Raw genomic sequence first — 13,134 nt, 5'->3', positions numbered from 1 at the left:
ATTATAAATGAAAATCAGGAAAACCCCCCGTCTGTTTATTATGATGTATGCACAATATTTTGTGCAGGGTGCCTGGAACATGACAATGGGATTGGTATTAAGTACCTTTGGTATGTCGTCGATTATTGGTACTGCGTACGGGGCTCTGGGCTTAGCAACAATACTTTCACCTCTGATTATTGGAATGATAGCAGACAGATTTTTTTGTTCCCAAAAAGTAATGGGGACATTACATTTAATAAATGCAGGTGTCCTTTTGTTGATTCCTCAGTATATTATTAGCAATAACAATGTGATGTTTTTGGCGATGCTCTTTATCGTAGGGCTACTGTTTTATCCTACCTCTGCACTGGCAAACAGTATTAGTTTTCGTCATGCCAGTGGTGTTAAAACCTTTCCAATAATCCGGGTTTTTGGAACGCTGGGATTTATGTCAATAGGCTTTATTCTGGGGCAGTATGGCTTTTCAGGTAGTATCATGACCTGGTATATTGCAAGTTTTTCCGGTGTATGCTTGGGCGTGTACTGTTTCACTCTACCTGATACACCACCTAAGGCAAAGGGAGAAAATTTCGAGGCCAGAGATCTTTTTTGTCTTGATGCTTTAGCTCTTTTCAAGGATAAAAGTTTCAGCGTATTTATGTTAAGCACTTTTTTTCTTATGATCCCTAAAACGGCGTATTCAGCTTACATACCCGTTTTCTTAAAATCATTAGGATTCGATAACGCAGCAACCATGTTACAAATTGGCACTGTGTTTGAGATCATATTTATGTTTGTTCTCTCATTTTTCCTTATGAAATTTGGATTTAAAAAAGTCATTCTTTTGGGGGCGTTCTGTTGGATTATTCGGTGTTTTTTACTGTCCCATGCGGCAATCGATAATCATGTCGTTTATATCCTTATTGCACTGATGCTACAAAGTTTCTGTTGGGACTTCTTTTTTACCGCTGGGGATATTTATGTCGACAGTAAAGCAAGTGAAAAAATAAAAGCTCAGGCGCAAAGTTTACGTTTTATTGTATCCAATGGTATAGGTCTTATGTTTGCATCAACAGTTTGCGGGAAAATATTTAACAGCACCGTCAACTTAAAAGATCCATTGGCTTTATTACAGTGGCAAGATTTTTGGATCTATCCGATGGTGATTGCGGCGATAGTATCTTTGTCATTTTTCATCTTTTTTAAAGATGAGAAGAAAAAAAATATCACCTCTTCTCAAGGAAGATAGCACAACGATAAAAGTGAGTGCATTAACATCTGACGCAACATGCAGATATTCACCTTTAATATGGACATCTTTTCTGACATGTTGCTAATTTGGCGCATTAATAAAGGAGTTTAATGATGTCAGTTGAGCATTTTTTTTATAATTTTTTTGGTTCGTCCCATTACTGGGTAGCGTTAATAAAATTTAGTGCGTCTTTTATCCTTGGTGCTGTCATCGGCTGGGAGAGGGAATCAAAAAATAAGCCCGTTGGAATTAAAACATGTATTATTATATCCGTAGCAAGTTGTTTATTGACTCAGGTTTCAATTCAGTCGGCTGAATATTATGCTGAAATGTCATCTAATATACGTACTGATCCTATGAGACTCGCAGCTCAGGTCATTAGTGGGGTCGGTTTTCTTGGTGCTGGGGTCATTATGCACAAACAAGATGATGGCATTTCAGGGTTGACCACTGCTGCTATAGTGTGGGCTTCTGCGGGAGTGGGAATTGCCTGTGGCTCAGCTTTTTATCTTTATGCCTTATTTGGTACGTTGCTTTTTTTGATTGCAATTCGTTTTAGTTCCTCCATCGCTCGTTTCAAACTCAGTGACGGTTCTATCCACAGAGCCTCTGTCAATTTGGTCATGCTTGACAGTGAGACTATAACAGCAGTTTTTACTCAAATGCATAATAAACAATGTTATATTGATAATCTCAATATTATCGACGGTAAAAAAGGACGGATAATTATGAGGATGCGGCTCTCGACAAATAAAAAAACAACCGTATTCAACCTTTATTCAACGCTGAAAAGTATTGAAGGCGTCCTTTCTGTTGCGCTCGAACGCTGAAAGGAGCATGTTTTATTATTCGATAGTATGGTTTAAGCAGTCAGGGAGGCTGCTGTTTTATTGAAACTTTTTTATGAGACTTGTCGAATTTAATGATGGCAATGCAGTTAAGCTAATGTGATATCAGGATATAAAAGGGGATGCTCTGCAGCAGTAACCTTTACGGTTGTGGTAGTCCGCTGGATTGCTTAATTTACTGTAACACAGCCGTATTCACCCTGTCTTATCTGTCGCCAAATAATTCCTTGCCGTTTTTTTCGTAACCTGTGACTACTTGACGGTATTCTTTGGTCGGCTGAAATATCGTTCCGCAATGTTGCGGAGGTGATATGCATAATGATCGAATGTTTAACCATCTGAGGCTATTTTTTCATTGGATTTGTACTAATGACAGCGTTTGCGTATCTACGATCCGGGATAGTTTCAGATGACAGGAATAAAAAATGAAAATCAGCACTCTGGCACTCAATGCTAATTCTGTCGCGAAGACCTGATCCGAACTGACCTTTATGAACCAGCACTGGCCCCTGACTCTGTACGATGTTCAAGATGGTTACCTGTTATCCGATAGATTTTTGTGCCAAAGCCACTGCGAGTCTGGCTTTTATCTCCGGTGATATTGGGGGTTTTTCAGCGATGCTGCGACACATTTCAGCACAGGGATATTGCTGCTATCCAGTGCCGTGGCAGACCATTCCACAATAGCGTTAGCATCAGGCCGAGAAAGCAACTGTCTAATCTGTTTTGAAAACAGATAGTTAATTCGGGTGAATGTATTAAGGGGATACTGCACGGTGATATGCAGTTTACCTGAATGCATGATATACCCGGTTGCCGCACATCTATGATAGTTATATTACATTCGCAGCCGGTCGCCATATCCATATACCCCTTTTAATGCTGTTACCCTTATTCCGTAAACATGACGAATAGTTATAGATTTGTTGAATCTCTGATAGGCAATCCTTTCGTTGCGCTCTATAATCTGCGCCATTTTCCGTGCCGGGGAGCTTTCTTGCCGGTCACACTCGATGTCTAACAGGGGTCCATATGACTATTGAACGTACTTTTTCTATCGTAAAACCGAACGCGGTGGCAAAAAACGTGATTGGTGCCATTTTTAACCGTTTTGAGAGCGCTGGCTTCAAAATTGTTGGCAGCAAGATGCTCCACCTCAGCAAAGAACAGGCTGAAGGTTTTTATGCTGAACATCAAGGTAAACCCTTTTTTGACGGTCTTGTTGAATTTATGACCTCAGGCCCGGTTGTGGTTTCTGTGCTTGAAGGCGAAAATGCTGTTCAGCGCCATCGCGATCTGATGGGGGCAACTAATCCGGCGAACGCCCTGGCGGGTACGCTGCGTGCTGATTACGCTGACAGCTTTACTGAAAATGCTACCCATGGTTCAGATTCAGCAGAATCTGCTGCCCGTGAAATCGCTTACTTCTTTGGTGAAGGCGAAATTTGCCCACGCACTCGCTAAGGTGATCGTTTCAGGCTGTGGCAGTGCGTTTACAAATTAATTTTCAGACGCGCTTTACCTCATCTGCCTGGCCTGTACAATAATCGCCCCTGACTGGGATAGAGTTTCCTCAGGGGCGTTCTCTTTATATTTGCCAGTGTTAATACATGGTCACTCAGGGTGATATCTGACCTGACCGATACATATTTGGTTTAACGCTTTCATATATATGTTTTTTCCCAGTGCCATAACGTGTAACAACAAGGCCAGAGAGTATTATGTCTGAACACAATGTGACTCCGTTGTCTGTACCACCTGCCATGGTCATGGCTGCACCCAAAGAAAAAATCAATCTGCTTGATCTCAACCGTCAGCAAATGCGCGAGTTTTTTGTCGGTCTCGGTGAAAAACCGTTTCGTGCCGATCAGGTAATGAAGTGGATTTATCATTACTGTTGTGATGATTTCGATCAGATGACTGACATCAATAAAGTTTTTCGTGGCAAGCTGAAATCGCTGGCTGAAATTCGCGCCCCTGAAGTGGCAGAGGAGCAGCGCTCTGCGGACGGTACCATCAAATGGGCCATCACGGTTGGTGGTCAGCAGGTTGAAACGGTCTATATTCCTGAGAAAGATCGCGCCACGCTGTGTGTCTCCTCTCAGGTTGGATGTGCACTGGAGTGCAAGTTCTGCTCCACGGCACAGCAGGGCTTTAACCGAAACCTGCGTGTGTCGGAGATCATTGGTCAGGTCTGGCGTGCCGCTAAAATTATTGGTGCATCGAAAGTCACCGGCCAGCGTCCGATCACCAACGTCGTGATGATGGGGATGGGTGAACCGCTGTTGAATCTCAATAACGTGGTGCCAGCAATGGAAATCATGCTGGACGATTTCGGCTTCGGTCTGTCAAAACGCCGCGTCACGCTCTCCACTTCCGGTGTGGTTCCGGCACTGGACAAGCTGGGCGATGTAATTGATGTGGCGCTTGCCATTTCTTTACATGCGCCAAATGACGCCATTCGTGATGACATTGTTCCCATCAATAAAAAGTACAATATCGCGACCTTTCTGGATGCTGTCAGCCGCTATATCGCCAAATCTAATGCCAATCAGGGGCGAGTGACCATTGAGTACGTGATGCTTGATCACATTAACGACAGTACGGACAATGCTCATGAGCTGGCGGCACTGCTTAAAAATACGCCCTGCAAGATTAACCTGATACCCTGGAACCCCTTCCCAGGTGCGCCTTATGGTCGCAGTTCGAACAGTCGCATCGATCGTTTCTCTAAAGTGTTGATGGATTATGGTTTTACCACTATTGTGCGTAAGACCCGTGGTGATGATATTGATGCCGCCTGTGGTCAACTCGCTGGTGAAGTTATTGACCGCACCCGACGCACGATGCGTAAGAAGATGGCCGGTGAGACGATTTCTGTGAAGGCACTCTGAAAGCTTGATTTTTGATCAGCGCGCTTCTGTTTCCCCTGTTTTGATTGGCGTAAAGTGTTGCATAACGCAAATCAGGAGGCAGAATGGGAAAAGGATTTCCAGTTTGGCTGGTATTGCTGCTCAGTGCATGCGGCACGTCGTCACAAAATAATGAACTGGCGCTGACAAGGTTACAGCTGGGGCTTGAGTACCTGGCCCGCGATCGGCTGGAACCGGCCCGACGCAATCTGGAACAGGCAGTACGTCTGATACCGGATGATTATCGCAGTCACCTCGCTATGGCCCGCTATCAACAACGGCTGGGGCATCAGGATATGGCGCGACGGCATTATCAGCGTGCCTTACGGTTGGCGGGAGATAACCGTGATGTAATCAATAATTACGGTGCGTTTCTCTGTGGTTTAGGGCAGTATGATGCGGCCCAGCTGCAGTTTAGTAAGGCCGCAGATTCATCGGAAAACCACAATCGGGCTGATGCAATTGAAAACGCCGGATATTGTTATATCCGTGCAGGAGAGAAGCATAAGGCTGAAGCGGCGCTGGCTGAGGCGACGCGCAATGATGCGCAAAAAGGCAAGGTTCTGCTTGCAGAAGCCGAAAGGCGATTTGGAAATAATGAGCGCGATGCCTCGCGGCTCCTGTTAGATATTTATCAACGCAACTTTGCTGCTTCGGCAGAAAGCTTGTGGCTAGAGATTCGCTTCGCCGCGCAGGCTGAGCACCCTGAGGTCGTCAGACTGGCAGGAGAGCAGCTGGCGCGAAATTTTCCACAATCGATACAGTACCTGCATTTTTTAGCTAATGAATACTGAAGCCATCCAAGACAAATCAGCATCAACTTCAACGGGCGGGCGCCTGCGTGAGGCCCGTGAACAAATGGGCATGACTCAGCAAAATGTTGCCGAGCGCCTTTGCCTGAAACTTTCCACCGTGCGTGACATTGAAGACGACAAGTCTCCGACCGAACTGGCCTCAACCTTCCTGCGTGGCTACATTCGTTCTTACGCACGCCTGGTACACGTACCGGAAGAGGAGCTGCTACCGATGATGGCGAAGCAGGCCCCTGTCCGTGCGGCAAAAGTGCAGCCAATGCAAGGCTTTGCGCTTGGCAAACGGCGCAAAAAACGCGATGGCTGGTTGATGATTTTCACCTGGCTGGTGTTGTTTGTGGTGCTGGGACTGACCGGTGCATGGTGGTGGCAGAATCACAAAGCAGCTCAGGACGACCTGGTTTCAATGGCCGATCAGAACGCGGATAATCATAGTGATAACAGCCAGTCTGTCCCTCTCACTGACAGCAACAGCACCGACAGTACGCCTGCTGCGGACAGTTCACCGGCTCACGGTGCGTCTGTCACCACGCCGTCAACCCCAGGCGAAAACAATCAGTCTGCCTCATCGTCCGCTAGCGTATCCCCTGCAGGCAGTCCATCCGCGCCTGTATCCGCAGCGAACAGTCAGTCTGCTACCAGTCCGACAAATGCCGCTCAGCCTGTTGCCGTATCGCCAGCTCAGGCACCGGTTGACAGCAGCGCCAGCGCGACAATGCCAACGTCTGCGGCTGGCGTCAGTACGCCTGCTACTGATGCGGGCGCGCTGGTAATGGATTTCAGTAAAGATTGCTGGCTGGAAGTGAGCGATGCAACGGGCAAAAAACTGTTCAGTGGTATGCAACGTACCGGTGGCAAACTCAGTCTGAATGGCACCGCTCCCTATCACCTGAAAATCGGTGCTCCTGGAGCCGTGCAGATTAAGTATCAGGGGCAGCCAGTCGATCTGAGTCGTTTTATCCGTTCAAACCAGGTTGCACGCCTGACCGTTGGTACGAACTAACGCATTTAGCCCGGCGTGGGTAATTCCGGAGAAAGAATATGCACAACGAAGCCCCCATTATCCGTCGCAAATCAACGCGCATTTACGTCGGCAAGGTGCCTGTGGGCGACGGTGCGCCTATTGCCGTACAGTCCATGACCAATACGCGAACCACCGATGTCGCCGCAACGGTCAATCAAATCAAAGCGCTTGAGCGCGTTGGCGTGGATATTGTCCGCGTTTCGGTTCCCACCATGGATGCCGCTGAAGCCTTTCGCCTGATCAAACAGCAGGTCAATGTCCCGCTGGTAGCGGATATCCATTTCGATTACCGCATTGCCCTGAAAGTGGCTGAGTACGGTGTTGACTGTCTGCGCATCAACCCCGGTAACATTGGTAACGAAGAGCGTATCCGCCAGGTGGTTGACTGTGCCCGCCACAATAATATCCCGATCCGTATCGGCGTTAATGCGGGATCGCTGGAAAAGGACTTGCAGGAAAAATATGGCGAACCAACACCGCAGGCCCTGCTGGAGTCAGCAATGCGCCATGTGGACCACCTCGATCGCCTGAACTTCGACCAGTTTAAAGTCAGTGTCAAGGCATCAGATGTTTTTCTGGCAGTCGAATCATATCGGTTGTTGGCGAAGCAAATTGATCAGCCGCTGCACCTTGGTATCACTGAAGCAGGAGGAGCACGCGCGGGTTCCGTTAAATCTGCTATCGGGCTGGGGTTACTGTTGTCAGAAGGGATTGGCGACACGCTGCGTATTTCACTGGCGGCCGATCCTGTGGAAGAGGTTAAAGTTGGCTTTGATATTCTTAAGTCCCTGCGTATCCGCTCACGCGGCATTAATTTCATTGCCTGTCCTACCTGTTCACGTCAGGAATTTGACGTTATTGGCACGGTAAATGCGCTGGAGCAGCGGCTGGAAGATATCATCACGCCGATGGATGTCTCCATTATCGGTTGTGTGGTAAACGGACCGGGTGAGGCGCTGGTTTCCACAATGGGTGTGACCGGTAGCAACAAGAAAAGCGGTTTTTATGAAGACGGCGTGCGCCTGCGCGAGCGTCTCGACAACCATGACATGATTGACCAGCTGGAGGCCCGTATCCGTGCCAAGGCCGCGATGATGGATGAGTCCCGCCGTATTGACGTTCAGCAGGTCGAAAAATAATGTGGCGCACGGGCCCGCCCGCCCGTGCCCAATTCATATTGTGAGAAAATGTAGTGGCAAAAAATATTCAGGCAATTCGTGGCATGAACGATTACCTGCCAACAGACACCGTAGTATGGCAACGCATTGAACAGATCCTCAGACAGGTGTTGGCCAGCTATGGTTACAGCGAAATTCGCTTGCCAATTGTAGAACAGACCCCGTTATTCAAACGCGCTATCGGTGAAGTTACCGACGTGGTTGAAAAAGAGATGTATACCTTTGACGATCGTAATGGTGAAAGCCTGACGCTGCGCCCGGAAGGGACGGCAGGCTGTGTGCGCGCCGGTATTGAGCATGGTTTGCTGTACAATCAGGAACAGCGCCTGTGGTACAGCGGTCCGATGTTCCGCTATGAACGGCCACAAAAGGGGCGTTACCGTCAGTTCCACCAGCTGGGTGCCGAAGTGTTTGGCCTGCAAGGGCCGGATGTCGATGCCGAAATGATTATGATGACGGCACGCTGGTGGAAAGCGCTGGGTATTGCGGATCATGTTAGCCTGGAGCTTAACTCCATTGGCTCACTGGAGGCGCGGGCCAGCTACCGTGACGCTCTGGTGGCTTTTTTGGAACAGCATCAGGATTTGCTGGATGAAGACTGCAAACGTCGCATGTACAGCAATCCATTGCGGGTGCTGGACAGTAAAAATCCTCAGGTACAGACGCTGTTAGACAGCGCGCCTCAGTTGGCCGATCATCTTGACGAGGATTCCCGCGAGCACTTCGCCGGTTTGTGTCAGCTGCTTGATGCAGCCGGTATCCCCTATACCATCAACCAGCGTCTGGTTCGCGGTCTGGATTATTACAACCGTACCGTGTTCGAATGGGTTACCAGTAGTCTGGGGTCTCAGGGAACGGTGTGTGGCGGTGGACGCTATGATGGCCTGGTGGAACAGTTGGGTGGTCGTGCCACGTCTGCTGTCGGTTTTGCCATGGGGATGGAACGTCTGGTCCTGCTGGTGCAGGCGGTGAATCCTGAATTTGAACCGACGCGCATTGTCGATGTCTATGTTATCGCTTCGGGTCAGGGGGTACAGTCGGCGGCGATGCAACTGGCTGAAAAACTGCGCGATGCCGAACCGTCAATAAAGTTGATGACCAACTTTGGTGGCGGCAACTTCAGGAAGCAGTTTGCCCGGGCTGATAAGTGGGGCGCGCGTATTGCGCTGGTGCTCGGTGAGGCCGAAGTCGCTAACGGCGATGTGGTCATCAAAGATTTACGTAACGGTGAGCAGAAGACGGTGGCTCAGCGTGATGCAGCAGCCACGCTGGCTGTGTTGTTGAATCAGACAGCCGCTATTTAAGGAGAAGGTTTGCGTGGAAGTGTATAGCAACGAGAACGAACAGGTTGACGCGCTCAGGCGTTTCTTTGCCCAGAATGGTAAGGCACTGGTTGTGGGAGTGATCATCGGTGTGGGCGCGCTGGCGGGCTGGCGCTACTGGAGCAGTCATCAGGACAACCGGCACGTTGAGGAGTCTGCTGCCTGGCAACAGGTTTACACAGCGCTGGATACCGGTAAGCCGGAAACGCTGAAGAAGGCGGAGACGTTCGCCAGTGAAAATCCAAACACCTATGGTGCCATAGCGTCGCTGGATCTTGCTAAACGTTATGTTGACAGCGATCAGCTGGATAAAGCGGTTGTTCAGCTGCAAAATGGCCTGAAGTCTACCAAAGACGCGAACCTCCAGGCGGTGCTCAATTTACGTCTGGCCCGCGTTGAGTTGCAGCTAAAGCGGCCGGATGAGGCACTGAAAACCCTTGATACAGTAAAAGGTGATGGCTGGACAGCGATCGTGGCCGATGTGCGCGGTGAAGCGCTGCTCAGCAAGGGTGACACTAAAGGTGCCCGTGATGCCTGGAATCAAGGCATTGTCTCCGATGCGTCTCCGGCGTTGAAAGAGATGCTGCAAATGAAAATGAATAATCTCCCGGGCTAAGTTCACCACGGGTAAAAATAGCCTCAACAGGCACAAGAGGGATTTCATGGAATTGCGTAAGATACTTCTGCCGGGACTGATTTCAGTTACCTTGCTCAGCGGATGTTCATGGTTCAGCGGTGAAGAAGACGTCGTCAAAATGTCTCCGCTACCTAAAGTGGAAAATCAGTTTACCCCACAAAAACTCTGGAGCGTCTCTGTCGGGGACGGCGTGGGTGATTATTACTCCAACCTTCACCCTGCCTGGTCAGAGAGTACCGTCTATGCTGCCGATCGTTTTGGTATCGTAAAGGCGCTGAATGCGGCTGATGGCAAAGAGCAGTGGAAGAGCGACCTGTCCGAGAAGACCGGGTTCTTTTCTAAAAATCTGTCTGCTTTGCTGTCTGGCGGTGTGACTGTTGATGGTGAGCACCTCTACCTCGGCAGTGAGCGCGGTCAGATATACGCCCTCAATACCCGCGACGGTTCCATTGCCTGGCAAACCAAAGCCGCAGGTGAGGTGCTGTCCCGTCCGGTGGTCAGTGACGGTCTGGTTCTGGTGCATACCAGTAACGGTATGTTGCAGGGACTGGATCAGTCGAGCGGTGTCGTCAAGTGGAGCGTTAATCTTGATGTGCCTTCACTTTCCCTGCGTGGTGAATCAGCTCCGGTGGCGGCTTTTGGTGCGGCGATCGTGGGTGGAGATAATGGCCGCGTGAGTGCGGTGATGATGAACCAGGGCCAGATAATCTGGCAGCAGCGCATCTCTCAGTCAATGGGAGCAACAGAAATTGATCGCCTGGCGGATGTGGATACGACACCGATTGTTGTCAACGGTGTGGTTTATGCGCTGGCTTACAACGGTAATCTTGCTGCAATGGATCTGCGTTCTGGGCAAATTATCTGGAAGCGTGAGATTGGTTCAGTGCACGATATGATCGTTGATGGTGGTCGTATTTACCTGGTCGATCAGGACGATCGCATTGTGGCACTCAGCACTGAAGGCGGTGTGACAGTCTGGCGTCAGAGCGATCTGCTGCACCGTAATCTGACTTCTCCTGTGCTTTATAACGGTTATCTGGTGGTGGGTGACAGCGAAGGTTACCTGCACTGGCTTAATACCACCGACGGACGCTTTGTTGCGCAACAGAAAGTAGACAGCTCAGGTTTCCAGACAGAGCCAGTTGTTGCCAGCGACAAGCTGTTAATTCAGGCGAAGGGCGGCGAAGTTTACGCGTTTACCCGCTAATTTCAGCAGGCCTGTCATGCTTTGCCACGGCTCCTGATCCGTCAGGAGCCGTTTCGTTTTTCTCAGGGCGTGGTATCCTTTACGCCTTCAGCCTGCGGGTTGTACAGCTAAAATTTGTCATGAGGCTTCAATATGGTACCTGTGGTCGCGCTGGTCGGGCGTCCCAATGTGGGAAAATCCACCTTATTTAACCGTTTAACGCGCACGCGAGATGCGCTGGTGGCGGATTTCCCCGGACTAACCCGCGACCGTAAATACGGCCGCGCTGAGGTGGAAGGGCGTGAGTTTATCTGCATTGATACCGGGGGTATCGACGGCACAGAAGAGGGCGTGGAAACGCGCATGGCAGAGCAATCTTTGTTGGCGATCGAAGAGGCTGACGTTGTGTTGTTTATGGTCGATGCCCGGGCTGGTCTGATGGCGGCCGATCGGGCCATAGCCAAACACCTGCGCACCCGTGAGAAGCCTACCTTCCTGGTCGCCAATAAAACCGATGGGCTGGACGCTGACTCTGCCGTGGTTGATTTCTGGGCGTTGGGGCTGGGTGATATTTATCCGATTGCCGCTTCGCACGGGCGAGGTGTTACCAGCCTGCTGGAGAAAGTGCTGCTGCCGTGGATGGACGAAATCGATCCGCCTGAAGTGAGCGAAGAAGACGAAAATGAAGCTTACTGGGCAGCACTGGCGGCAAAAGAGCGCGGTGAAGAACCGGAAGAAGAGGAAGAAGACGATTTCAACCCGCTGGATTTACCCATAAAGCTGGCGATTGTCGGACGTCCGAACGTGGGTAAATCCACGCTGACCAACCGCATTCTGGGTGAAGATCGCGTCGTGGTGTACGACATGCCGGGAACCACCCGTGACAGCATTTATATTCCGATGGAACGTGATGGTCGTGAATATATTCTGATCGATACTGCCGGGGTACGTAAGCGCGGAAAAATTACCGATACCGTTGAGAAGTTTTCGGTGATTAAAACCTTGCAGGCAATTGAAGACGCCAATGTGGTGATGCTGGTGATTGATGCCCGCGAAGGTATTTCCGATCAGGATCTGTCGCTACTGGGTTTTATCCTTAACAGTGGACGCTCGCTGGTGATCGTGGTTAACAAATGGGATGGACTGTCGCAGGACGTGCGTGATGAGGTTAAAGAAGCGCTGGATTACCGGCTGGGCTTTATCGACTTCGCCCGTGTGCACTTTATCTCTGCGTTGCACGGTAGCGGCGTGGGTAATCTCTTTGAGTCAGTGACCGAAGCATACGACTGTTCAACCCGCCGGGTAAATACGTCAATGCTGACCCGAATCATGAATATGGCAGCCGATGACCACCAGCCACCGATGGTGCGCGGACGCCGTGTTAAACTGAAATATGCGCATGCCGGTGGCTATAACCCACCAATTGTGGTTATTCACGGCAATCAGGTAAAAGATTTGCCGGACTCTTACAAACGCTACCTGATGAACTATTTCCGCCGCTCTCTTAATGTGATGGGTACGCCTATCCGCATTCAGTTTAAGGAAGGCGAAAATCCGTTTGCCGGTAAACGTAACCTGCTGACACCAAACCAGCTGCGCAAGCGTAAACGTCTGATAAGCCATCTGAAAAAAAATAAACGCTGATCTGAAGGGGCCTTGTCTGGCCCCTTTGTTTTATCCGGCGTCCGCATAAAAAGGAAATGCCCGTGAGCGAATTATGTCCCTTTTGCCAGCACCTTCTCAGCACAAAGGATGGGCATTTTCATTGTGCAGACTGCGATCGTGCCTTCGGTGTTCAGCCTGTTTGTCCTGATTGTGCAACGCCGTTACAGGTACTGAAAGCCTGCGGTGCCGTGGATTATTTTTGTACCAGCGGGCACGGACTGATATCAAAAAAGCGGGTGAAATATATCCTGTTGCCGTGATTTATTGATTGTCAGCAAATGACAATGCGATGATTTTTTCTCCCGGTATTTAATCG

Annotated in this window: 12 protein-coding genes; all 12 read left to right on the top strand. The window is 49.6% G+C overall.

Annotated features, from left to right (window positions below; genetic code table 11):
• The first annotated feature begins 7 nt into the window (after positions 1 to 7).
• The 12 genes from EB241_RS02040 to EB241_RS01985 all read left to right on the top strand — a co-directional run bounded on the left by EB241_RS02040 (position 8) and on the right by EB241_RS01985 (position 13,078).
• Entirely contained in the window at positions 8 to 1,231 is a 1,224-nt protein-coding gene (locus EB241_RS02040; protein ID WP_124231546.1) for an MFS transporter, read from the top strand.
• A gap of 113 nt (positions 1,232 to 1,344) precedes the next feature.
• A complete protein-coding gene (locus EB241_RS02035) occupies positions 1,345 to 2,064 on the top strand; it encodes an MgtC/SapB family protein (RefSeq protein ID WP_233592512.1) in 720 nt (239 codons plus the stop codon).
• A gap of 1,050 nt (positions 2,065 to 3,114) precedes the next feature.
• A complete protein-coding gene (ndk, locus tag EB241_RS02030; RefSeq protein ID WP_062744669.1) occupies positions 3,115 to 3,546 on the top strand; it encodes a nucleoside-diphosphate kinase in 432 nt (143 codons plus the stop codon).
• A gap of 257 nt (positions 3,547 to 3,803) precedes the next feature.
• Positions 3,804 to 4,976: a bifunctional tRNA (adenosine(37)-C2)-methyltransferase TrmG/ribosomal RNA large subunit methyltransferase RlmN gene (locus EB241_RS02025; protein WP_124231545.1), complete on the top strand. Its 1,173-nt coding sequence runs from the start codon at positions 3,804 to 3,806 to the stop codon at positions 4,974 to 4,976.
• 83 nt (positions 4,977 to 5,059) lie between these two features.
• Positions 5,060 to 5,788: a type IV pilus biogenesis/stability protein PilW gene (pilW, locus tag EB241_RS02020; RefSeq protein ID WP_124231544.1), complete on the top strand. Its 729-nt coding sequence runs from the start codon at positions 5,060 to 5,062 to the stop codon at positions 5,786 to 5,788.
• Positions 5,778 to 6,809 carry a cytoskeleton protein RodZ gene (gene rodZ, locus EB241_RS02015; protein ID WP_124231543.1) on the top strand — a complete coding sequence of 344 codons (1,032 nt, stop codon included), beginning with the start codon at positions 5,778 to 5,780 and terminating at the stop codon, positions 6,807 to 6,809. Before pilW ends, rodZ begins: the two co-directional genes overlap by 11 nt.
• A 38-nt stretch (positions 6,810 to 6,847) precedes the next feature.
• Positions 6,848 to 7,969, top strand: a complete 1,122-nt coding sequence (gene ispG, locus EB241_RS02010; protein WP_124231542.1) for a flavodoxin-dependent (E)-4-hydroxy-3-methylbut-2-enyl-diphosphate synthase — start codon at positions 6,848 to 6,850, stop codon at positions 7,967 to 7,969.
• Positions 7,970 to 8,022: 53 nt separating this feature from the next.
• Positions 8,023 to 9,312: a histidine--tRNA ligase gene (gene hisS / locus EB241_RS02005; RefSeq protein WP_124231541.1), complete on the top strand. Its 1,290-nt coding sequence runs from the start codon at positions 8,023 to 8,025 to the stop codon at positions 9,310 to 9,312.
• 13 nt (positions 9,313 to 9,325) lie between these two features.
• Positions 9,326 to 9,946 carry a YfgM family protein gene (locus EB241_RS02000; protein ID WP_124231540.1) on the top strand — a complete coding sequence of 207 codons (621 nt, stop codon included), beginning with the start codon at positions 9,326 to 9,328 and terminating at the stop codon, positions 9,944 to 9,946.
• A 46-nt stretch (positions 9,947 to 9,992) separates the two neighbouring features.
• Positions 9,993 to 11,174: an outer membrane protein assembly factor BamB gene (gene bamB, locus EB241_RS01995; protein ID WP_124231539.1), complete on the top strand. Its 1,182-nt coding sequence runs from the start codon at positions 9,993 to 9,995 to the stop codon at positions 11,172 to 11,174.
• Between the two features lie 132 nt (positions 11,175 to 11,306).
• Complete coding sequence (gene der / locus EB241_RS01990; RefSeq protein ID WP_124231538.1) at positions 11,307 to 12,797, top strand: ribosome biogenesis GTPase Der; 1,491 nt, start codon at positions 11,307 to 11,309, stop codon at positions 12,795 to 12,797.
• 62 nt (positions 12,798 to 12,859) lie between these two features.
• The gene (locus tag EB241_RS01985; RefSeq protein WP_124231537.1) at positions 12,860 to 13,078 is read left to right on the top strand and encodes a zinc ribbon domain-containing protein; all 219 of its coding nucleotides are present in this window, start codon (positions 12,860 to 12,862) and stop codon (positions 13,076 to 13,078) included.
• The last annotated feature ends 56 nt before the right edge of the window (positions 13,079 to 13,134 follow it).

The sequence above is a fragment of the Erwinia psidii genome (genome assembly GCF_003846135.1).
GTDB classification, from domain to species: domain Bacteria; phylum Pseudomonadota; class Gammaproteobacteria; order Enterobacterales; family Enterobacteriaceae; genus Erwinia; species Erwinia psidii.
Note: the sequence above shows the minus strand (reverse complement) of the source record. Positions and strands in the feature narration are given on the sequence as shown.

What these genes read in the sequence shown, in the direction of transcription:
- EB241_RS02040 (WP_124231546.1), top strand. Translation starts at nt 8, where the DNA reads ATGAAAATCAGGAAAACCCCCCGTCTGTTTATTATGATGTATGCACAA.
- ndk (WP_062744669.1), top strand. Translation starts at nt 3,115, where the DNA reads ATGACTATTGAACGTACTTTTTCTATCGTAAAACCGAACGCGGTGGCA.
- ispG (WP_124231542.1), top strand. Translation starts at nt 6,848, where the DNA reads ATGCACAACGAAGCCCCCATTATCCGTCGCAAATCAACGCGCATTTAC.
- EB241_RS02025 (WP_124231545.1), top strand. Translation starts at nt 3,804, where the DNA reads ATGTCTGAACACAATGTGACTCCGTTGTCTGTACCACCTGCCATGGTC.
- EB241_RS02035 (WP_233592512.1), top strand. Translation starts at nt 1,345, where the DNA reads ATGATGTCAGTTGAGCATTTTTTTTATAATTTTTTTGGTTCGTCCCAT.
- pilW (WP_124231544.1), top strand. Translation starts at nt 5,060, where the DNA reads ATGGGAAAAGGATTTCCAGTTTGGCTGGTATTGCTGCTCAGTGCATGC.
- bamB (WP_124231539.1), top strand. Translation starts at nt 9,993, where the DNA reads ATGGAATTGCGTAAGATACTTCTGCCGGGACTGATTTCAGTTACCTTG.
- rodZ (WP_124231543.1), top strand. Translation starts at nt 5,778, where the DNA reads ATGAATACTGAAGCCATCCAAGACAAATCAGCATCAACTTCAACGGGC.
- der (WP_124231538.1), top strand. Translation starts at nt 11,307, where the DNA reads ATGGTACCTGTGGTCGCGCTGGTCGGGCGTCCCAATGTGGGAAAATCC.